Here is a 19,501-nt window from a genome sequence, read left to right on the forward strand (position 1 = left end):
GCAGAAAAAACGCCTGCAGGCAAAATACATTTGAAAAAGGATTTGACTAGGGATTTGTAATGACTTATAATAATTTTGTATGTTTATGCCCGGGAGGCAAATCAGGAACAGAAAAGAGTGGATGAAATGATTAAAAGTATGACGGGCTTCGGCCGTGCCGAGATCGCTGATGAAGAGAGAAAATTCACCGTAGAGATGAAGTCCGTGAACCATAGATACCTGGATATTAACCTTCGGATGCCTAAGAAATTAAGCATTTTTGAGGCTTCTATCCGAAATCTCCTGAAAGAATACATTCAGAGGGGAAAAGTTGATGTATTTATCACTTATGAGGACTTTACCCAGAAAAGAGTCAATATAAAGTACAACCGGGAGATCGCCGCCGAGTACCTGGGATATCTCAGAGATATGTGCAGTGAGTTTCAGCTGAAGGATGATATCTGTGTATCTCATCTGTCGAAATATCCGGAAGTGTTCGTTATGGAGGAGCAGTCCCTGGATGAAAAGGAGCTGTGGAGCTTTCTGGAACAAGGAATTACCCAGGCGGCCTGCCATTTTGTGGAGGAGAGGAAAAAGGAGGGCGCACATCTCAAAGAAGACATTATTACCAAGTTAGACGGAATGAACGATAAAATTCATCTGGTAGAACAGCGTGCTCCTGAGATACTCAAGGAATATCGGGCCAAACTGGAGGATCGCACAAGAGAACTGCTGGCCGATTCTCAGATTGAGGACAGCCGTATAGCCGCTGAAGTGGTATTGTTCGCCGATAAAATCTGCACGGATGAGGAGACTGTCCGCCTGAGAAGCCATGTAAATAATATGAAAAATGTGCTTCAGGAAGGAGACGGCATAGGGAGAAAACTGGATTTTATTGCCCAGGAGATGAACAGAGAGGCAAACACGATTCTCTCCAAAGCAAATGATTTAGAAACTTCCAACATAGCCATTGATCTAAAAACTGAGATTGAAAAAATCCGGGAACAGATACAGAATATTGAGTAACAGAGAGGGATACCATTGGCAAAGTTAATTAACATTGGATTTGGGAATGTTGTAAATACGGATAAGATAATTGCCGTTGTAAGTCCCGATGCCGCTCCCATTAAGCGTATGGTACAAAACGCCAAGGAGGCCGGCAAAACGGTCGACGCCACACAGGGAAGGAAGACGAAGTCTGTCATTGTGACAGGGGAAGATATTCTTGTGCTTTCTGCCCTGCAGCCGGAGACTATTACAAAAAGATTTTCCTCTTTCAGAGAGGGAGAGATCAAAGGGGAATATGATGAGTAAAAAAGGAGTACTGGTTGTGGTATCCGGATTCTCCGGTGCCGGCAAGGGCACACTGATGCGGGCCCTGATGAACAGATACATGAATTACGCGCTGTCTGTCTCAGCGACAACAAGAGCCCCCAGAGAGGGAGAAGAAGACGGACGGGAATACTTTTTCAAAACAAGGGAAGAATTTGAACAACTGATAAAAGAGGATGCCCTGATTGAATATGCGCAGTATGTGGGAAATTATTACGGAACCCCCAAGGCTTACGTGGAAAAGGAGCTGGAGTCGGGCAGAGATGTCATCCTGGAGATAGAAATCCAGGGAGCTTTAAAAGTAAAGGAAAAGATTCCGGATGCTCTTCTTCTGTTTGTGGCCCCCCCCAGTGCCGGGGAGCTGAAAAGACGGCTGGTGGGACGGGGCACAGAGACCCCCGAGGTCATTGGATCCAGGCTGCAGAGAGCTGCCGAGGAGGCAGAGGGCATGGAAAGATATGATTATCTTTTGATCAATGATGAATTGGAGCAATGCGTAGAGGAAATGCATCAGGTGATTCAGAGTCAGCACCACAAAGTCAGTGAAAATCTTTCCCTGATAAAACAGATTGGAAATGAATTAAAGGTATTTATGAAAGGAGAATGAGGATATATGATACATCCATCTTATTCAGAATTAATGCAGGTAGTAAACAGTGAGCTTGAACCGGATGAGGCACCTTTGGTAAACAGCAGGTATTCCATAGTCCTGGCCACCAGCAAAAGAGCCAGACAGATTATCGGCGGGGAAGATCCCCTTGTGAGTTCCCGGGGGAAAAAGCCTTTGTCCATTGCTGTTGAGGAGCTTTATAAAGGGAAAGTTAAGATTGTCTCTGACGATGAGCTGGATAAAAAAGAGAGCGAAGAATAACAAGAAAGGAGTGGCGCGTATCTGGTGGCACTCCTTTTATACATAAAAAGAAAAGGAGACTGACGTAGTGAAAAAAGTTTTATTCATCTCTCTGGGATGCGATAAAAATCTGGTGGATTCCGAGGAGATGCTCGGGCTTTTGGTTGCCCGGGGATATGAAATCACGGATGCAGAGGAGGATGCGGATGTAATAGTCGTTAATACCTGCTGTTTTATCCATGATGCCAAGCAGGAGAGTATTGATACCATTCTGGAGATGGCTGAGTACAGAAGTGTTGGCAAATGCAGGGCCCTTCTGGTAACCGGATGTCTGGCCCAGCGGTATCAAAAAGAAATAACGGATGAGATTCCGGAGGTAGACGCTGTTCTGGGCACCACCAGCTATAAAGAGATTGTGACAGCCCTTGACAAAGTCTTTGCCGGTGAAAAATACCTGGAATTTCAGGATATCAATTCCCTGCCCCTGGCGGATGCAAACCGTGTGGTGACCACCGGAGGCCACTATGAGTATCTGAAAATAGCGGAGGGCTGCGACAAACACTGTACGTACTGCATTATTCCGAAACTGAGGGGACGCTACCGAAGCATACCTATGGAACATCTGATCCGCCAGGCAGAATATCTGGCAGAGCAAGGGGTAAAGGAACTGATTCTGGTAGCCCAGGAGACTACCCTCTACGGAATTGACCTTTACAAAGAAAAGTCACTTCATCTCCTTCTGGGCCGCCTGTGCAGAGTTAAGGGAATCCGATGGATCCGGGTTCAGTACTGCTATCCTGAGGAGATATATCCCGAACTGATACAGGTCATGAAGGAAGAAAAAAAGATATGTCATTATCTGGATCTTCCTATCCAGCACGCCAATGACGCTGTACTGAAACGCATGGGCAGGCGTACGACCAGAAAGCAGCTGACCGCCATGGTGAATACTCTTCGCCGGGAGATACCGGATATCGTCCTGCGGACCACCCTGATCACTGGCTTTCCGGGGGAAACCCAGGAGCAGCATGAGGAACTGATGGAATTTGTGGATGAGATGGAGTTTGACCGGCTGGGAGTCTTTACTTACTCCCCGGAAGAAGACACGCCTGCGGCAGAGATGGACGGGCAGATTCCGGAAGAGGTGAAAGAAGAGCGCAAGGCCGAGCTCATGGAACTCCAGCAGGAGATTTCTCTGGATAAGGGAGATTCCAGAATTGGGATGGAGCTTGAGGTGATGATTGAAGGCAAGGTGGCTGATGAAAATGCATATGTGGGACGTACGTATGCAGACGCGCCGGGAATCGACGGATATATTTTTGTGAATACAGAGACAGAATTAATGTCCGGAGATTTTGCACTGGTGCATGTAACCGGAGCCTTAGAATATGATTTGATAGGAGAATTAGCTGATGAATACACCGAATAAACTGACTTGTCTTCGTGTCATAATGATCCCGTTTTTTGTCTTTTTTATGCTGACAGATGCAGCGGGCAGCGCCGGTAAGTGGATCGCGCTTGTTTTGTTTGTTGTGGCCAGTCTCACAGATACCCTGGATGGATATCTGGCCAGAAGGGACAATCTGGTCACCAATTTCGGGAAATTTATGGATCCCCTTGCGGATAAATTGCTGGTATGTTCTGCACTGATCTGTTTTGTGGAGACAGGAAAGCTGCATGCATGGCTGGTGATCATTATCATAAGCCGGGAATTCATTATCAGCGGCTTCCGTCTTATTGCATCAGACAATGGGATTGTAATTGCCGCAAGCTACTGGGGCAAATTTAAGACAGTATCCCAGATGATAATGACAATCCTGCTGATTGCCGATCTGGGCGGTGTTTTTGACATAGCAGAGACTGTTTTTATTTACCTGGCGCTGATTCTCACTGTTGTGTCACTGGTAGATTACTTATGGAAGAACAGGCAGGTAATCAGCATGCAGGATTAAGGACCTGCAGCTGCTGCGAAAGGAGAACGTATGGTTGTAGAATTAGTCTGTGTAGGTACAGAAATACTTTTAGGAAACATTGTGAATACGAATGCCGCCTATCTGTCGGAGAAATGTGCCAATCTTGGCCTTTCCCTTTATTATCAGACAGTGGTTGGCGACAATGAGGAGCGGATGACCACAGCCATTGCCACGGCCATTGACCGATCGGATATTGTAATACTCTGCGGAGGACTGGGCCCCACAAAGGATGATATGACAAAAGAAATCACAGCCAGGGTAATGGGAAGGGAACTGGTGGAGGATCCTCACACCAGGGAAAGAATTCAGGCATTTATGGATAATTATATAAAGTCCCAGCCGGAAAGCAAGATAACAGCCAACAACTGGAAGCAGGCCCTGATTCCCCAGGGGGCAGCCGTTCTGGACAATCATAACGGGACAGCACCCGGGTTAATCATAGAATCCGGGGGAAAGACTGCTATTTTGCTTCCCGGTCCGCCCAATGAGCTGAAGCCCATGTTTGAGGAAGCCGTATACCCTTATCTTAGAAAAAAACAGCCTGAGATTATTTATTCGGAGATGGTTAAAATCTGCGGGATCGGGGAGAGCAAGGTAGAAACCGATATCAGCGATCTCATTGCTGCTCAGACGAATCCAACCATAGCAACCTATGCGAAGACTGCGGAAGTTCATATCCGGGTAACCGCCAAGGCCGCCAGCGAAAAGGAGGCCAAGCAATTGATCAAACCGGTAGTCAGGGAATTGAAGCTGCGGTTTGGCAAAAACATATACACCACAGATGAGAATAAATCACTGGAGGAAGCGGTAGTTGAACTGCTGCGGGCTCAGCATCTTCGGCTTACCACAGTAGAATCCTGTACAGGGGGCGCTTTATCCGCACGGATCGTCAATGTACCGGGAGCGTCGGATGTTCTGAAGCAGGGGTTTGTCACTTACTCCAATTCTGCCAAGAAAAAGTTCATTATGGTAAAAAAGAGCACACTGAAGACCCACGGCGCTGTCAGCAGCAAATGCGCAAAGGAAATGGCAAAAGGAGGCAACTTTACTACAGGATCAGATGTGGCAGTTTCAGTTACCGGCATTGCAGGCCCAGATGGGGGAACTCCCGAAAAACCGGTGGGTACTGTATTTATTGCCTGCTGTCTGAAGGGTGAGACCAAGGTACGGGAATTCCATTTTAACGGCAACCGAAGCAAAATAAGAGAACAGTCCGTGGTAAATGCGCTAATCTTACTCCGTGACTGCATTCTGGAGAATTTTAAGAAATAATAGAAAATGGCTGTGTTCTGCAGGCTGGAAAGCCGCAGAACACAGCCATTGTTATAAATCACAGAGCTTAGAAGTTCCTGAATATCACACGCCGCCTCTTCTTCAGTACTCCCAGTAAAATTCCGCCGAGGACCCCGCAGGAAAGGATCTCACCCATGCCCACAGTTACCATGAAAAAGAGAATGGGAAGATGTATTCCGTATCCATACCTCAGTATAAAGGGAACGATCAATGTATTGGCAGCAATGGGTGGGAGCACCAGCAGGATTTTCTGGCGGAAATGCCGCACTCCATAGGTGCCCAATGCTCCCAGCAGAGTTGCCAGACTTCCGAAAATTATATCCGGGAGTATCCCTCCTCCCATGATATTTCCCAGAAGGCAGCCCACGAATAATCCGGGAATCGCAGCGGGGGTGAACAGGGGCAGAATCGTAAGCGCTTCTGCCAGACGTATCTGTATCTGTCCGAAGCTTATGGGGGCAAAGAGCATAGTCAAAGCCACGTACACAGCAGCAATTACGGCTGCCTGTGTGAGAAAGGTTATGTTTTTGTTTTTCATAGTGATTCTCCTTTAGTTTTGTTTAACGTGTGGAAGGTCTCGAACACACGATACTTCAGCGTCTTTCAGTATAGCACCCCATTTCCTGAAATGCAAGAAAAAGGGGCAAAAGTCTGCCCCTCCCTGCCCCTTAATATTAACGCATCATTTTCATAAGCTGCAGCATACGATCTATCTTTGCAACCTCAGCCGGCGGTTTGCCAATTTTCAGCACCTCAATAATGGTATCCATTTCATTTTTTGAGAACTGCATCCCGCTGGACTTACTTTTGGACGCTGCTGCCATGAGAAATGGCATAATATCATTTTGTCCTTTCTGGCTGCCTTGTTCCGCAAGGGACTGGAGCATCGCCAGTTTTGCCGGATCCATCCCTGACAGATTGGGATGGTTCATCCAACTGTTGTTCTGATTATTTTCCTTATTGTTTCCATTATTGTCCATCTTTTATTCCTCCCTTATGTGTTGTTGTTATCCTGGGACAGTTCGAGTATCTGTACCATGACCAGAGTGTTGATAAGGCTGTCGATCCGCTCCTGGGTAGGTCCGTTGCAGAACCGGCGGATATCCTGGAGCATTTCCAGAGGCTCTACCTTTTCATTTTCCACTGCACAGATACTCATCTCTCCCCGCGGTTTGGAAAAGAGGGAAATGGTATTCTGCAGTTCCATCATTTTCGCCATAACTGACAGAAAACGCTGCCCGGAAGGGGGAACATAAGGAAGTGCAGCTTTCATTACCTGTATTTGATCCTGGGAGACCATCTGATCCAGAATCGTCCTGTTGTCTGAGCTTTGTTCACTCATAAAAATTCACTTTTTTTAAAGCCTATGTTTTTCATTATTAAGATATGACAGATACTGGGAGATGACATAAGATAAACTATAAAGGATTAAGGAGCTATCTATGAATACACACAAAACAAAGCTTATTATAGAAGATAACACTCTGTATGAAATTGACCTGGAGTGTGCAAAAAAGAAAAAAAATTCTCCCGAACAGGGAGTGAGAAAGCAGGAGCCTCAGATAAATCAGGGCGTCCGGCGGTATAAAAGAAAATAGCCGGGGAAAACTCCCCGGCTTTTTTATTGGCTGGTACTAGCAGAAAGAACCGTTTCCGCAGAACAGAAGCAGTAAGATAATCCAGCAGCAGTTGTTGTCGTTTCCGCATCCACAGGAATCACCGCCGAAGCCGCCGTTGCCGCAGCAGCAAAGCAGGATCAGGATCCAGATAAGAGAACCACAGGAATTTCCGCCGAAGCCACATCCACAGTCTGAACGTACACCACATCCGCGGTCACCGCATCCGCAACCTCCCTGACAAGTATCTTCGCATCCGCATCCACAGTTTGTAGCAGCTAAATCGCTCATGTTTGTTCCTCCATTATTTTTGTTTGATTACACTTCATCTTATGTGTCAGGGCCTGTATGTGTTACTGAATAGATGAAAAAGATGAAAAGATCTGATAGACATCCAGGGTTCCGTATCCCCACTCCCGATTTGGGTAGAGCCTTGAGGGGCTGCGGTTTGCTCCCCGGATCAGTAGCGTTTTTATCTCCTCGCTGTTGAATACCCGTTCCTGGCTGGGGTTGGTGATTCCCCATTCAGCGATCAGAGCCACTGCCCCCGAGGTAATGGCAGATGCAACCGAGGACCCGGTCATGGTGGTGAAACCGCCTCCTGCACGGGGACCGAATACATTGACACCCGGGGCCGCAATATCCGGCTTGATATCTCCCAGGCGGGTGTATCCTCTGCTGGAATTCAAAAACAGGCTTCCGTCATAGGCATTATAAGTGCTGGGAGTAATTACCTGGTCCGATGCCGAGGGGGTAGTCAAAGTGGTGTCCGGGTTTGGCTGAAGAAAGATCACATCAGGAACGGAAAAACCTGACACAGGCAGCCAGATGTGAAAGTTTCCGGTTCCCTCAGAACTGCAGTAAACTCTTAACCGCCATACTCCCGGTGTGGGGTCTGTAAAACGCATAAATATCATCTGTCCCCCGGATATTGTCTGTATTCCTTCATAATTTACAAAGATCTTAGTCCTCTCCAGAACAAAATCAATGGTATCTGTCAGCCGGATCCGGGCCGGAATTCTGGGAACCACCTCCCCAAGAGGAGTTTCGAACCCCACGGAGTATGTTTCCAGGGGGGAACCCCACAGTTCCATAGTAAAACCAGAGGTATTTTCTTTTACCAGGATTTCTGCCTCGTGATAACAATTTGTATTTGTGGACTGATAATAATGATGTGCCTTTCCCGCCTCATTGCCTGCAGCTACAACGGCATGGGTGCCCCGTTCTTCTGAAATAGAACTCAGTACGGAGTTCAGGGGTGTTTCCCCTGAATGAGATCCCTGATTCGTTCCAAGACCGATGCAGATTACAAGAGCCCTGTTCAGGCGGCCTGCCAGTGACAGGAGATAGCGTATGCCCAGAATAATGTCCGTGTCCTGATAAAAGGGACCGGGACCGGTGGCAAAATAGAATTCCTTCAGATAATCCTTCGCCTCTTTTAACTTCACCATGGCAATAGCCGCTTCCGGAGCTGCACCGACAAAGTCCTCTTCCGGTATTGCAGAGCCTGCAGCCACACCGGCCAGAAAGGTGCCGTGACCGTTAGTGTCTTCCGTAGGAACCAGCGCAGAGGGAGAATCGGATCTCAAAGCTTCATTAATCTGCTCATTGGTATATTCGGTGCCATAGTACTGGCCCTCAGGGGGTGTCCCCGTCTGGATTGTCTGATCCCAGATACCGTAGATCCGGCTGCTCCCGTCACTTCTGCGAAATACCGGATGGGTGTAGTCGATCCCGGTATCCAGAAATCCTATGAGCATATTGCTTCCTTTCAAATTCAGAGCCGGCTGGTTTTGTACTCTTGTGATTCCGGAGGCGTCAAGACTCACCGTATCCATGAGGGTCAGAAGCTTTGGAGTGAAGTTATAGGTAAAGCTGCTCAGATACTCCAGAAATCTTCCGTTTAAGGGGTGGTGTATCAGTCCGTAATACCTGTTCAGTACCTGGGGACCGTAGTCCCTGTAATTTTCCAGAAATCCTTGACGGTTGGGGATGATGAAATCTCCATAATTCTGATCCAGTATCATATCTCGTATGTCTGCCAATAAAATCTCCTTAAATGTTTCCTTGCTTTCATTTTATGTCGCAAAGAATTAAAGTAGGCTAATGGCTTTTTTTCTGACAGCGAATATCTTAAAGTAAGCATAAACAATGAGGCAATACAATTGGACACTAATTATAAGCTGACTGGACGCCATATCGGGGTAGCCATACTGGATACCGGTATCTTTCCCCATGTGGATTTTGAAGATAGAATTGTTGTTTTTAAAGATTTTATTCATCATCGCCGCACCCCCTACGATGATAATGGACACGGAACTCATGTGGCAGGCATCATCGGGGGAGCCGGCATAGCTTCTAAGGGGCGTTACTGCGGAGTGGCGCCCGCCTGTGATCTTATCGCACTTAAGGTGCTGGATCAGGATGGAAACGGCAGCAAGGCTCATGTACTAAAAGCCCTGGAATGGATAAGGGAGAACAGAGAAAATTACAATATCCGTATTATTAACATCTCTGTGGGCACCACACAAAAAGTAAACGATGAACATAAAGACCTGATTGAAGGGGTGGAGGCTGCCTGGGATGATGGCTTTATCGTGGTAACCGCGGCAGGCAACATGGGGCCTCATCCGGGAACCATTACTGCCCCGGGCAGCAGCAAAAAGGTGATAACCGTGGGATCCAGTGATATGCTGACACGCCATCAGGGGATTTCCGGAAGGGGCCCCACTAGTCAGTGCATCTGCAAACCGGATATCGTAGCTCCGGGCAACAGCATTATTTCCTGTTCCTCCAAGCCAGACAGAAGGTCTTACACAGTTAAGAGCGGAACTTCCATGTCCACTCCAATGATATCCGGGGCAATTGCTCTGCTTCTGGAAAAATATCCGGCAATGAGTAATCTGGAAATAAAATACAGGCTGAAAGAGACCGCAAGAGATCTCGGGTACACCCACAACATTCAAGGATGGGGCAGCTTTTCAATTCATGACTTTTTAGCTTCCTAAAATTTCCTGCAATGCATTGACAAATATTGTATCATCGTATACAATCATCTTAATTGTTTGATTGTATACGATGATACAAAAATAAAGAAATGAGAAAAGGAGTAAAGAACATGCAAAACAGACCTGTAAAGATGGATCCACATACGAATTTATTAACTCTTGAGGAGCATATGTATCCTCTGGTAGATGTGGAGACCCCTAATGTTTTCCGTAACCTGTTTCCCTACACCGAGGTGCCTAAGATTGCATTTAATGACCGCATTGTTCCTCATCATATGCCGGACGATATCTGGATTACGGATACTACTTTTCGGGACGGACAGCAGTCACGTGCTCCTTATTCCACGGAGCAGATTGTGACTATGTATGACTACTTTCACAGACTGGGGGGACCCAAAGGGAAAATCCGCCAGTGTGAATTTTTCCTGTACAGCAAGAAGGACAGGGATGCTGTTTATAAATGTCTGGAAAGAGGATATCAGTTTCCGGAAGTAACCAGCTGGATCCGGGCAAATAAAAAAGATTTTGAACTGGTGAAAGAAATTGGATTAAAAGAGACAGGGATTCTGGTAAGCTGTTCGGATTATCATATCTTTTATAAGATGAAGATGACCAGAAAACAGGCAATGGAACACTACTTAAGCATCATCAAAGAATGCCTTGAGATTGGAGTTAGTCCAAGATGTCATCTGGAGGATATTACAAGGGCTGATATCTATGGTTATGTCATACCCTTCTGCCTGGAACTGATGAGACTGATGAAAGAATATCAGATCCCCATTAAAGTTCGCTGTTGCGATACTATGGGATATGGTGTAAACTATGCAGGGGCAGTAATTCCCCGTTCTGTGCAGGGTATCATATACGGCATTATGACTCACGCCGGAGTTCCCTCAGAATTAATTGAATGGCACGGACACAATGATTTTTATAAGGCAGTGAGCAATTCTACTACAGCATGGCTCTACGGTGCAAGCGGAGTGAACTGTTCCCTGTTCGGCATCGGAGAGAGGACAGGAAATACGCCATTGGAAGCTATGGTTTTTGAATATGCCCAGCTGAAGGGAACCCTGGACGGGATGGATACTACAGTGATCACGGAACTGGCAGATTACTACGAAAAGGAAATTGGCTATCGTCTGCCCTCCAGAACTCCCTTTGTGGGACGTGCATTTAATATTACAAGGGCAGGGATCCATGCGGATGGTCTTCTGAAAAATGAAGAGATCTATAATATTTTTGACACGGAAAAGTTTCTGAACCGTCCGGTAGAGGTGGCAGTCTCCAACACTTCAGGTTTGGCAGGCATTGCCCACTGGATTAATACACATTACCGTCTGAAGGGGGATGCGCAGGTAAGCAAAAACTGCGAACTGGTTGCAATGGTAAAAGCCTGGGTAGATAAAGAATATGAGGACGGACGTGTTACGGTACTGACCGATGATGAGCTTACATCTGTGATTGCAGAGACTTGTGAGCGGCTTGGAATTACGCTGGGAACGAATTAACAAGGAGGTCTAATTGTGGCAGACTATGACGGCCCGGGAGGCGAATTAAAAAAATCGTCACTTCGAGGCAAAGTTTTTCAAAAAATCAGAGATGATATTTTAAGCGGCAGATATCAGCAGGGAGATGAACTGATAGAAGCCGCTATCGGAGGGGAGCTGGGTGTGAGCCGCACACCGGTGCGGGAGGCACTGCGCCAGCTGGAACTGGAGGGACTGGTGCATATTGTTCCCAACAAAGGGGCTTTTGTGACTGGCATTACCGTGAAAGATATTCAGGATATTTATCGAATCCGTGCCAAGCTGGAAGGGCTCTGTGCCCGGTGGGCGGCCCAAAGCATTACAAAGGAGCAGTTGGATCTTATGGAAGAGACTGCTTTTCTGTCCGAGTATCATGCCCAGAAGGAACACTATGATCAGGTATTTGAACTTGACGGAAGATTCCATGAGCTGCTTTATGAGGCTTCCAACAGCAAGATCCTGGCACACACCCTTTCAGACTATCACCAGTACGTTCAGAAGGTAAGAAAAGCTTCCATATCCAATAGAATCCGCTGTAAAAAGACAAACGAAGAGCATCACAAGATCCTGGATGCCCTGCGTGCCAGGGACGCCGGGAAGGCGGAAGAGGTAGCTACCCAGCACATTATTAACACAATAGAGAATCTGGGACATTATAACCTGGAAGACATATTAAAAGCAGATGATGACTTAATAACAGGAGGTAAAAAATGAGCAAAATTCAGATGACGACACCTTTAGTGGAGATGGACGGAGACGAGATGACCCGCATTCTCTGGCAGATGATCAAGGACGAATTACTGTCCCCCTTTATTGACTTAAACACAGAATACTATGATCTGGGATTAGAATACAGAAATGAGACCAATGATCAGGTAACAATTGATGCCGCAGAAGCAACCATGAAGTATAAAGTAGCGGTCAAATGTGCCACAATCACTCCGAATGCTGCACGTATGGATGAATACCATCTCAAGGAGATGTATAAAAGTCCTAACGGCACGATCCGCGCCATGCTGGACGGAACTGTATTCCGTGCCCCTATTGTAGTAAAGGGGATTGAACCCTGTGTCAGAAACTGGAAAAAGCCCATTACCCTGGCCCGACACGCATATGGGGATGTATATAAAAATACGGAAATGGTGATTCCTGGTCCCGGTAAGGTAGAACTGGTATACACAGCTGAGGACGGTACGGAGAAGAGAGAATTGGTGCATAACTTTGCAGGCCCTGGAATTGCACAGGGTATGCATAATCTGGATGAGTCCATCAGCAGTTTTGCAAAGAGTTGTTTTAACTATGCCCTTGACACAAAACAGGATTTATGGTTTGCCACTAAGGACACCATTTCCAAAAAATACGATCATACCTTTAAGGATATATTCCAGGAAGTATATGAAAAAGAATACAAAGAAAGATTTGAGGCGGCAGGCATTACATACTTCTATACACTTATTGACGATGCGGTTGCCCGTGTTATGAAAGCAGAGGGCGGTTTTATCTGGGCCTGCAAGAATTATGACGGTGATGTAATGAGTGATATGGTTTCTTCAGCTTTTGGCTCTCTGGCCATGATGACTTCAGTCCTGGTATCTCCTCACGGATACTTTGAATACGAGGCTGCCCACGGAACGGTACAGCGTCATTATTATAAACATCTGAAGGGGGAGGAAACTTCCACCAACTCTGTGGCAACAATCTTTGCCTGGACAGGAGCTCTGAGAAAAAGAGGAGAACTGGACGGCAATCAGGAACTGATGGCTTTCGCCGATAAACTGGAGACAGCTACTATAGCAACCATCGAGAGCGGAAAGATGACAAAGGATCTTGCTCTGATTACTACCATAGAAAATCCAACGGTACTAAACAGCCGTGAATTCATCCTGGCAGTGAAAGAAAATCTGTAAATAAAATATATAAAAGGCGAGAGGGCAGTCTATCAATGACAGAATGTCCTCTCGCCTTTCTTTTACTGTTAGGCCAGCTCCTCCCATTTTTCATAGAGAGATTCCAGCTGCAGGGAAATTTCAGCCTTTTCATTGCTGAGTTTCACACATTGGGCCACGTCCGTGGCAACCTCTTCTTTCTCCATCTCGCAGTCAATTTCTTTCTCTCTGTCTTCCAGCTTTTCGATTTCCGCTTCCACCTTTTTTAGATCATTCTCCCGTTTTCTTCTCCTGGCCTGCTCCTCTTTCTGCTGCTGCCAATCTGTCTTGGTAGGTGAAGCTGCGGATCGTTGTGCAGTCTTCGGCTCCTCTCCGGGCGCATAGATCTGGGTGAGCTCGTCCCGTTTTTCCAGATAATAATCGTAATTTCCAATATAATTCACCAGACTGTGGTTCGTCAGCTCCAGGATCCTTGTGGCAGTTTGGTTAATAAAATAACGGTCATGAGAGACATAGAGTACAGTGCCTGTATATCCGCACAATGCCTGCTCCAGGATCTCTTTGGACATAATATCCAGATGGTTGGTGGGCTCATCCAGGATAATAAAATTGGCTTCTGAGAGCATAAGCTTAGCCAGGGAGACCCTTCCCCGCTCCCCGCCGCTTAGGGACTGGATCTGTTTGAATACATCATCCCCTGTAAATAAAAAGGCGGCAAGCACATTGCGGATCTGTGTGTTAGTCAGCCGGGGATAGTCATCGGATATTTCCTGAAAAATGGTTTTTTCCATGTGTAGTACGTGGTGTTCCTGATCATAATACCCCACGTGTACCTTGCTGCCCAGATGGAAGACTCCGGTATCCGGAGGAATCAGTCCGTTTAAGATTTTTAAAATGGTAGTTTTGCCGGTACCGTTGTTTCCTATAACAGCCACCCGTTCTCCCCGCTTTATTGAAAAATTCAAATCTTCAAACAGATGCAGAGAGTCAAAGGATTTACCGAGATGTTCTACCTCCAGTACATCATTTCCACTGACGATCTGGGGTTCCAGCTGTATCCGCATCTGGTCTGCGGCTTCCTGGGGCTTCTCCAGAACTTCGATTTTTTCCAGCATCTTTTCACGGCTCTCCGCACGCCGGATTGATTTTTCCCGGTTAAACTGTTTTAGCTTGGTGATGACTTCTTCCTGGTGCTTTATCTCTTTTTGCTGATTGAGATAGGCCTGGTACTCGGCATTGCGTATCATGGCTTTCTTTTCTCCGTAGGCAGAATAGTTTCCCAGGAAGGTGGTCACCTTCCCAAAGTCAATCTCCACTACTTTTGTAACTACCCGATCCAGGAAGTACCGGTCGTGGGAGACAATCAGAACTGCCCCGGGATAATTCAGCAGATAGGACTCCAGCCAGGTGATAGACTCCATATCCAGGTGGTTGGTGGGCTCATCCAGAAGAATAATATCAGGCTCGGACAGCAGCAGCTTTCCCAGAGCAACCCTGGTTTTCTGGCCTCCGGACAGGGTAGAGACCGGTTTTTCAAAGTCTTCCTCCGAAAATCCCAGTCCTTTCAGTACCCCGGTAATCTGGCTTTTATAGGCATATCCGTTCACCAGCTCGAATTCATGGGAGAGACGGGAGTACGCCTCCATGAGACGATCCAGTTCACTGCCGGCGGTATGCTTCATTTCAGCTTCAATGGAACGCAGCTTTTTTTCCATGTCCAGAATATGCTGTTTTACCTCCAGGAGCACATTATAGATACTGTAGTCCCCGTCCAGTTCCTGATGCTGGGCAAGATAACCTATGGATTTGCCTTTCGCCAGGATTACTTCCCCTGAGTCCGAAGGCATCTCCCCCATAATTATTTTCAGCAGTGTAGTTTTTCCGGCGCCGTTAATGCCGATCAAAGCAGCCTTTTCTCTTTCCTCTATGTGAAAAGAAGCATTTTTTATCAAATGCATACTTCCAAATGTCTTATTTATTTCCTGACAAGCTAGTATCATAACACTTCCTCCGTTTCCTATACCTATTATAACGAAAAAACAAAATTTGACAACCGAAAAAATCCAATAATCATTTGACATTATTTTAACGGTTATATATAATAAAACCAAGAATAGAATAGGAGGGTAAGTTTTTGGACGCTAAGGGGATTTCTAGGGCAGTGATAAGCAGACTACCTCGCTATTACCGATATTTGGGTGAACTAATGGAAGACGGAGTAGAGCGAATCTCTTCCAATGAACTAAGCGAGAAGATGCGGGTGACAGCATCTCAGATCAGACAAGATCTTAATAATTTCGGCGGTTTCGGTCAGCAGGGGTATGGATACAATGTACAGTACCTGTACACGGAGATCGGTAAAATTTTAGGATTAGACCATGTGCATCATATGATTATATTGGGAGCCGGCAATCTGGGACAGGCGCTGGCTAATTATGTTCAGTTTGAAAAAAGAGGTTTTAAGGTAGTTGGACTGTTTGACGTCAATCCCGTACTGGCAGGAGTATCTGTCCGTGGAATTGAGATTAAGATGATAAGTGATCTGGAGGAGTTTTTAAAGAACAATAGTGTACAGATAGCCGCCCTGACACTGCCGAAAAACAAAGCCGCAGAGATGGCTGACTTATTGGTGGCTAATAATATAAAGGCGATATGGAATTTTGCCCACCTGGATCTCACTTTACCGGAAAATGTGATTGTAGAAAATGTGCACTTGTCGGAAAGCCTGATGCGGCTGTCCTATAATTTGAACAGATATGTGAATGAACATCAACAATAAATTGAGAAATTAGCAGCGGAGCTTCCGCTGCTAATTTTTCGAACAAGGAGGAGGGGGATCTATGCATTACGCAGTAACCAGCGAACAGATGAAAGCCCTGGATGCCCACACGATAAAGGATATGGGGATTCCGTCCCTTGTATTGATGGAGCGGGCGGCCCTGTGTACAGTGGAAGAAATCAGGGAACCGCTTTTTTCTAAAGATCGGATTTTGCTTGTATGCGGGTCCGGCAATAATGGGGCAGACGGGGTGGCAATGGCCAGAATTCTTCACAACAGAGGAGTTACAGCTGAAATATTTTTAGTGGGTAATAAAGACCGCTGGACAGAGGAAATGCGCATACAAATAGACATAGCAAAAAATTACAGGGTACCATTTGTTAATAACCCGGCGTGGGATGAATATACTACTATAGTAGATGCAATTTTTGGGGTTGGTCTTTCCAGAAAGGTAAGCGGGAGTTATAATGATGTTATTACATCCATAAACGCTGCATCTGCAAGGGTGATTTCCGTTGATATACCCTCAGGAATCCATGGAAACACAGGGGAAATTATGGGAACAGCGGTGAGGGCGGATAAAACAGTAACCTTTGCCTTCCCAAAAGCAGGGCTGTATTTCTACCCCGGAGCTGAGTATGCAGGAGAGCTGGCAGTCGCCGATATCGGAATACAGCTGATGGATATTGGGGATACAAGAAAGTATTATTCCTGTATGGATGAGAGCGAGCTTGGCCTTCTTCCGAAACGGCAGCCCTCCGGGAATAAGGGGAACTTTGGCAAAGTGCTGATGATCGCAGGGACCAAAGGAATGAGCGGTGCTGCTTTTCTGGCTTCCAATGCCTGTCTGGCAACAGGGGCAGGTATGGTCAGAATACATACACGGGAAGAAAACAGAATTATACTGCAGACGCAGCTCCCTGAGGCAATGCTCTCTGTATATGGCGAGGCGGACTGGAATCCCCAGGCTGTCAGTGAGGCAGTTCAGTGGGCAGATGTAATAGCCATTGGACCGGGCATAGGCAAAGATCCTATGCTTTTGGATATGATTGCCTGGATTCTGGCAAATTGCAGAAAACCTATGGTACTGGACGCAGACTGTCTGAATCTGCTGAGCACACAGGAAGAACTTCTGGCGAAAAGAAGCGGCCCCTGTGTGATTACGCCTCATATGGGAGAGATGGCCCGGCTGCTCCACACCACGGTATCTGCCCTAAAAAAAGAATTTCCTAAAAATGTACAGGCTTACGGGCGATCCAAAAACCTAATCTGTGTCTGTAAGGATGCCAGAACAGTGACCTGCCTACCGGACGGTGCCTGCTATCTGAACCTGACCGGCAACGAGGGAATGGCCACTGCGGGAGCGGGAGATGTCCTTACCGGCGTGATTGCCGGTCTGCTGGCCCAGGGCCTGCCGGCGGAAAAAGCTGCTCCTCTTGGGGTTTATATCCATGGAAGAGCAGGAGATATTGCAAAAGAAAAGCTTGGATCCTATAGTCTGCTGGCCCGGGATATTATCCGGGGACTGGCTCCTATTTTGAGAGAAAGAGGATAAAAATATGAAAAAATACAGCCGTATCTACGCTTCTGTCGATCTTGATGCAATCATTCACAATATGGAAAATCTGAAACGCAATATACATATGGACACCAAACTTATGGCTGTCCTGAAGGCTGACGCCTACGGGCACGGAGCGGTTCCCATTGCCCGTCATATAAAAGATCTGGACTACCTATGGGGATTTGGAGTGGCCACAGTGGAGGAAGCCGTCAGTCTCCGGAAAAACGGCATTGACAATCCTATACTGCTTCTGGGCTATTCTTTCCGGGAGCATTACGATACAATTGCAGCCTATGATATCCGCCCCACCGTTTTTAAGCTGGATATGGCACAGGAACTGTCGGAAGCGGGGCAGAAGGCAGGAAAAATAATCAAGGTGCACCTTTCCGTTGACACAGGTATGACCAACACAGGTTTTTCAGATACCGCAGAAAGCATTAAATTAATCCAAAGTATTCAGCTTCTGCCCAATATCAAAGTGGAAGGCCTGTATTCCCAATTTACCAGAGCAGACGAAACAAGCAAGCGTCCTGCTTATGTACAGCTGGATCGCTATCTTAACTTCCTGGAACTGGCGGAAAAGTCGGGCATTCATATTCCGCTTAAGCATTGTTCCAACAGCGCATCTTTGATCCGTGTACCGGAGGCTAATCTGGATCTTGCCCGAACCGGCATTGCCCTTTACGGCCTCTATCCTTCCAGCAAGGTAGAAAGAGATATCGTTTCTCTGAAGCCTGTAATGTCTTTAAAAAGTCATATTGCTTTCATTAAGACTGTGCCGGCCGATGTGGCGGTCAGCCTGGGAGGAACCTTTAAAACAGACTGGGAGACAAAGATAGCCACGATTCCGGTAGGGTATGCAGACGGTTACGCCCGCTTCCTCTCCAACAAGGGCCATGTCTTAATACGGGGCCAGAAGGCACCTATCCTGGGCAGGATCTGTATGGATCAGTTTATGGTGGATGTCACCAGGATCCCCAATGTACAGGAACTAGATCCGGTAACTCTTCTGGGAACAGATGAAGAGATGACGATTACTGCCGATGAACTGGGAGATCTCTGCGGGCGGTTTAATTATGAATTTGTAACAGAAATTAACAAACGGGTTCCCCGGGTATATATAAAGAATGGAGAGATTGCAGAACAGACCGACTATTTTGAAGAAGATTGATTAGCAAAAATTACATACAGTTTGAATACACATGAGGAAGATGGCAATACTATGGCTATAACATAATTGCCGGGCCGCTGTATGCGATGCCCGGCAATAAGAATCGGAGTGTGAATTGTGTGGTTATAAAACGTGGTGATATATTTTACGCTGATTTAAGGCCGGTGGTGGGCAGCGAACAAGGAGGAATCCGCCCGGTCTTAATCATACAGAACGATGTGGGCAATAAGCACAGCCCCACAGTAATCTGCGCCGCCATTACATCCAAGATGAATAAAGCCAAATTACCGACTCATATTGAAATTGATGCAGCATCTTATGCCATTGTAAAGGATTCCGTTATTTTACTGGAACAGCTGCGCACAATCGATAAAAGGAGATTAAAAGATAAGGTCTGCCATCTGGATCAGGATATCCTTATGAAAGTGAATCAGGCACTTTGCATTAGTCTGGATCTTCCTACATACAGGCGTAATCTTGACGAACGTAAATGAAAATGATATATTTTTAATGACAAATGAGAAATT

The 19,501-nt window shown here is 46.4% G+C and carries 22 protein-coding genes; 16 read left to right on the top strand and 6 right to left on the bottom strand.

All coding sequences use genetic code 11. The features are described 5' to 3' along the window. Positions 1-126 precede the first annotated feature (126 nt). The 7 genes from ACGHCT_RS12845 to ACGHCT_RS12875 all read left to right on the top strand — a co-directional run bounded on the left by ACGHCT_RS12845 (position 127) and on the right by ACGHCT_RS12875 (position 5,406). Positions 127-1,005: a YicC/YloC family endoribonuclease gene (locus tag ACGHCT_RS12845; protein ID WP_390436187.1), complete on the top strand. Its 879-nt coding sequence runs from the start codon at positions 127-129 to the stop codon at positions 1,003-1,005. 15 nt (positions 1,006-1,020) lie between these two features. After that, positions 1,021-1,293, top strand: coding sequence for a DUF370 domain-containing protein (locus ACGHCT_RS12850; RefSeq protein WP_072852688.1), 273 nt, complete (start codon positions 1,021-1,023; stop codon positions 1,291-1,293). After that, entirely contained in the window at positions 1,286-1,918 is a 633-nt protein-coding gene (gene gmk / locus ACGHCT_RS12855; protein WP_390436189.1) for a guanylate kinase, read from the top strand. Before ACGHCT_RS12850 ends, gmk begins: the two co-directional genes overlap by 8 nt. Before the next feature lie 6 nt (positions 1,919-1,924). Continuing rightward, positions 1,925-2,182: a DNA-directed RNA polymerase subunit omega gene (gene rpoZ / locus ACGHCT_RS12860; RefSeq protein ID WP_072852692.1), complete on the top strand. Its 258-nt coding sequence runs from the start codon at positions 1,925-1,927 to the stop codon at positions 2,180-2,182. 127 nt (positions 2,183-2,309) lie between these two features. Then, positions 2,310-3,590, top strand: a complete 1,281-nt coding sequence (rimO, locus tag ACGHCT_RS12865; RefSeq protein WP_243141084.1) for a 30S ribosomal protein S12 methylthiotransferase RimO — start codon at positions 2,310-2,312, stop codon at positions 3,588-3,590. Next, positions 3,574-4,113, top strand: coding sequence for a CDP-diacylglycerol--glycerol-3-phosphate 3-phosphatidyltransferase (gene pgsA / locus ACGHCT_RS12870; RefSeq protein WP_154261761.1), 540 nt, complete (start codon positions 3,574-3,576; stop codon positions 4,111-4,113). The genes rimO and pgsA overlap by 17 nt, the downstream gene beginning before the upstream one ends. A 30-nt stretch (positions 4,114-4,143) precedes the next feature. Beyond that, on the top strand, positions 4,144-5,406 hold the full coding sequence (locus ACGHCT_RS12875) for a competence/damage-inducible protein A (protein ID WP_154261760.1): 1,263 nt from the start codon (positions 4,144-4,146) through the stop codon (positions 5,404-5,406). 67 nt (positions 5,407-5,473) lie between these two features. Here ACGHCT_RS12875 and ACGHCT_RS12880 read toward each other — a convergent pair whose 3' ends face one another. The 3 genes from ACGHCT_RS12880 to ACGHCT_RS12890 all read right to left on the bottom strand — a co-directional run bounded on the left by ACGHCT_RS12880 (position 5,474) and on the right by ACGHCT_RS12890 (position 6,769). Next, positions 5,474-5,965 (bottom strand): QueT transporter family protein, encoded by a 492-nt coding sequence (locus tag ACGHCT_RS12880; RefSeq protein ID WP_390436191.1) that lies wholly within the window; start codon positions 5,963-5,965, stop codon positions 5,474-5,476. 136 nt (positions 5,966-6,101) lie between these two features. Continuing rightward, a complete protein-coding gene (locus ACGHCT_RS12885) occupies positions 6,102-6,407 on the bottom strand; it encodes a hypothetical protein (RefSeq protein ID WP_072852702.1) in 306 nt (101 codons plus the stop codon). A gap of 14 nt (positions 6,408-6,421) precedes the next feature. After that, positions 6,422-6,769 (bottom strand): hypothetical protein, encoded by a 348-nt coding sequence (locus ACGHCT_RS12890; RefSeq protein WP_390436193.1) that lies wholly within the window; start codon positions 6,767-6,769, stop codon positions 6,422-6,424. A gap of 100 nt (positions 6,770-6,869) precedes the next feature. Here ACGHCT_RS12890 and ACGHCT_RS12895 point away from each other — a divergent pair, with 100 nt between their 5' ends. Beyond that, a complete protein-coding gene (locus ACGHCT_RS12895) occupies positions 6,870-7,025 on the top strand; it encodes a hypothetical protein (RefSeq protein ID WP_154261758.1) in 156 nt (51 codons plus the stop codon). 36 nt (positions 7,026-7,061) lie between these two features. Here ACGHCT_RS12895 and ACGHCT_RS12900 read toward each other — a convergent pair whose 3' ends face one another. Both ACGHCT_RS12900 and ACGHCT_RS12905 read right to left on the bottom strand, forming a co-directional pair. Then, positions 7,062-7,334 (bottom strand): chorion class high-cysteine HCB protein 13, encoded by a 273-nt coding sequence (locus ACGHCT_RS12900; RefSeq protein ID WP_226904426.1) that lies wholly within the window; start codon positions 7,332-7,334, stop codon positions 7,062-7,064. A 62-nt stretch (positions 7,335-7,396) separates the two neighbouring features. Then, a complete protein-coding gene (locus ACGHCT_RS12905) occupies positions 7,397-9,088 on the bottom strand; it encodes a S8 family peptidase (RefSeq protein ID WP_390436195.1) in 1,692 nt (563 codons plus the stop codon). Positions 9,089-9,208: 120 nt separating this feature from the next. On the opposite strand from ACGHCT_RS12905, the gene ACGHCT_RS12910 reads away from it, so the two are divergent. The 4 genes from ACGHCT_RS12910 to ACGHCT_RS12925 all read left to right on the top strand — a co-directional run bounded on the left by ACGHCT_RS12910 (position 9,209) and on the right by ACGHCT_RS12925 (position 13,484). Next, positions 9,209-10,051: a S8 family peptidase gene (locus ACGHCT_RS12910; RefSeq protein WP_072852709.1), complete on the top strand. Its 843-nt coding sequence runs from the start codon at positions 9,209-9,211 to the stop codon at positions 10,049-10,051. 131 nt (positions 10,052-10,182) lie between these two features. Continuing rightward, positions 10,183-11,559, top strand: a complete 1,377-nt coding sequence (locus ACGHCT_RS12915; RefSeq protein ID WP_390440184.1) for a 2-isopropylmalate synthase — start codon at positions 10,183-10,185, stop codon at positions 11,557-11,559. A gap of 15 nt (positions 11,560-11,574) precedes the next feature. Then, positions 11,575-12,291 carry a GntR family transcriptional regulator gene (locus tag ACGHCT_RS12920; RefSeq protein WP_226904428.1) on the top strand — a complete coding sequence of 239 codons (717 nt, stop codon included), beginning with the start codon at positions 11,575-11,577 and terminating at the stop codon, positions 12,289-12,291. Then, positions 12,288-13,484 (top strand): NADP-dependent isocitrate dehydrogenase, encoded by a 1,197-nt coding sequence (locus ACGHCT_RS12925; protein WP_390436196.1) that lies wholly within the window; start codon positions 12,288-12,290, stop codon positions 13,482-13,484. The genes ACGHCT_RS12920 and ACGHCT_RS12925 overlap by 4 nt, the downstream gene beginning before the upstream one ends. A gap of 68 nt (positions 13,485-13,552) precedes the next feature. Here ACGHCT_RS12925 and ACGHCT_RS12930 read toward each other — a convergent pair whose 3' ends face one another. Further along, positions 13,553-15,463: an ABC-F family ATP-binding cassette domain-containing protein gene (locus ACGHCT_RS12930; RefSeq protein ID WP_390436197.1), complete on the bottom strand. Its 1,911-nt coding sequence runs from the start codon at positions 15,461-15,463 to the stop codon at positions 13,553-13,555. A gap of 134 nt (positions 15,464-15,597) precedes the next feature. Here ACGHCT_RS12930 and ACGHCT_RS12935 point away from each other — a divergent pair, with 134 nt between their 5' ends. From ACGHCT_RS12935 to ACGHCT_RS12950, 4 genes are all read left to right on the top strand, one after another. Next, positions 15,598-16,242: a redox-sensing transcriptional repressor Rex gene (locus tag ACGHCT_RS12935; protein ID WP_072852719.1), complete on the top strand. Its 645-nt coding sequence runs from the start codon at positions 15,598-15,600 to the stop codon at positions 16,240-16,242. Positions 16,243-16,303: 61 nt separating this feature from the next. Beyond that, complete coding sequence (locus ACGHCT_RS12940) at positions 16,304-17,797, top strand: NAD(P)H-hydrate dehydratase (protein ID WP_390436199.1); 1,494 nt, start codon at positions 16,304-16,306, stop codon at positions 17,795-17,797. 4 nt (positions 17,798-17,801) lie between these two features. Continuing rightward, positions 17,802-18,974 (top strand): alanine racemase, encoded by a 1,173-nt coding sequence (gene alr, locus ACGHCT_RS12945; protein WP_226904430.1) that lies wholly within the window; start codon positions 17,802-17,804, stop codon positions 18,972-18,974. Positions 18,975-19,093: 119 nt separating this feature from the next. Further along, the gene (locus tag ACGHCT_RS12950) at positions 19,094-19,468 is read left to right on the top strand and encodes a type II toxin-antitoxin system PemK/MazF family toxin (RefSeq protein WP_072852726.1); all 375 of its coding nucleotides are present in this window, start codon (positions 19,094-19,096) and stop codon (positions 19,466-19,468) included. The last annotated feature ends 33 nt before the right edge of the window (positions 19,469-19,501 follow it).

This window comes from Lactonifactor longoviformis, from assembly GCF_042848515.1.
GTDB classification, from domain to species: domain Bacteria; phylum Bacillota; class Clostridia; order Lachnospirales; family Lachnospiraceae; genus Lactonifactor; species Lactonifactor longoviformis.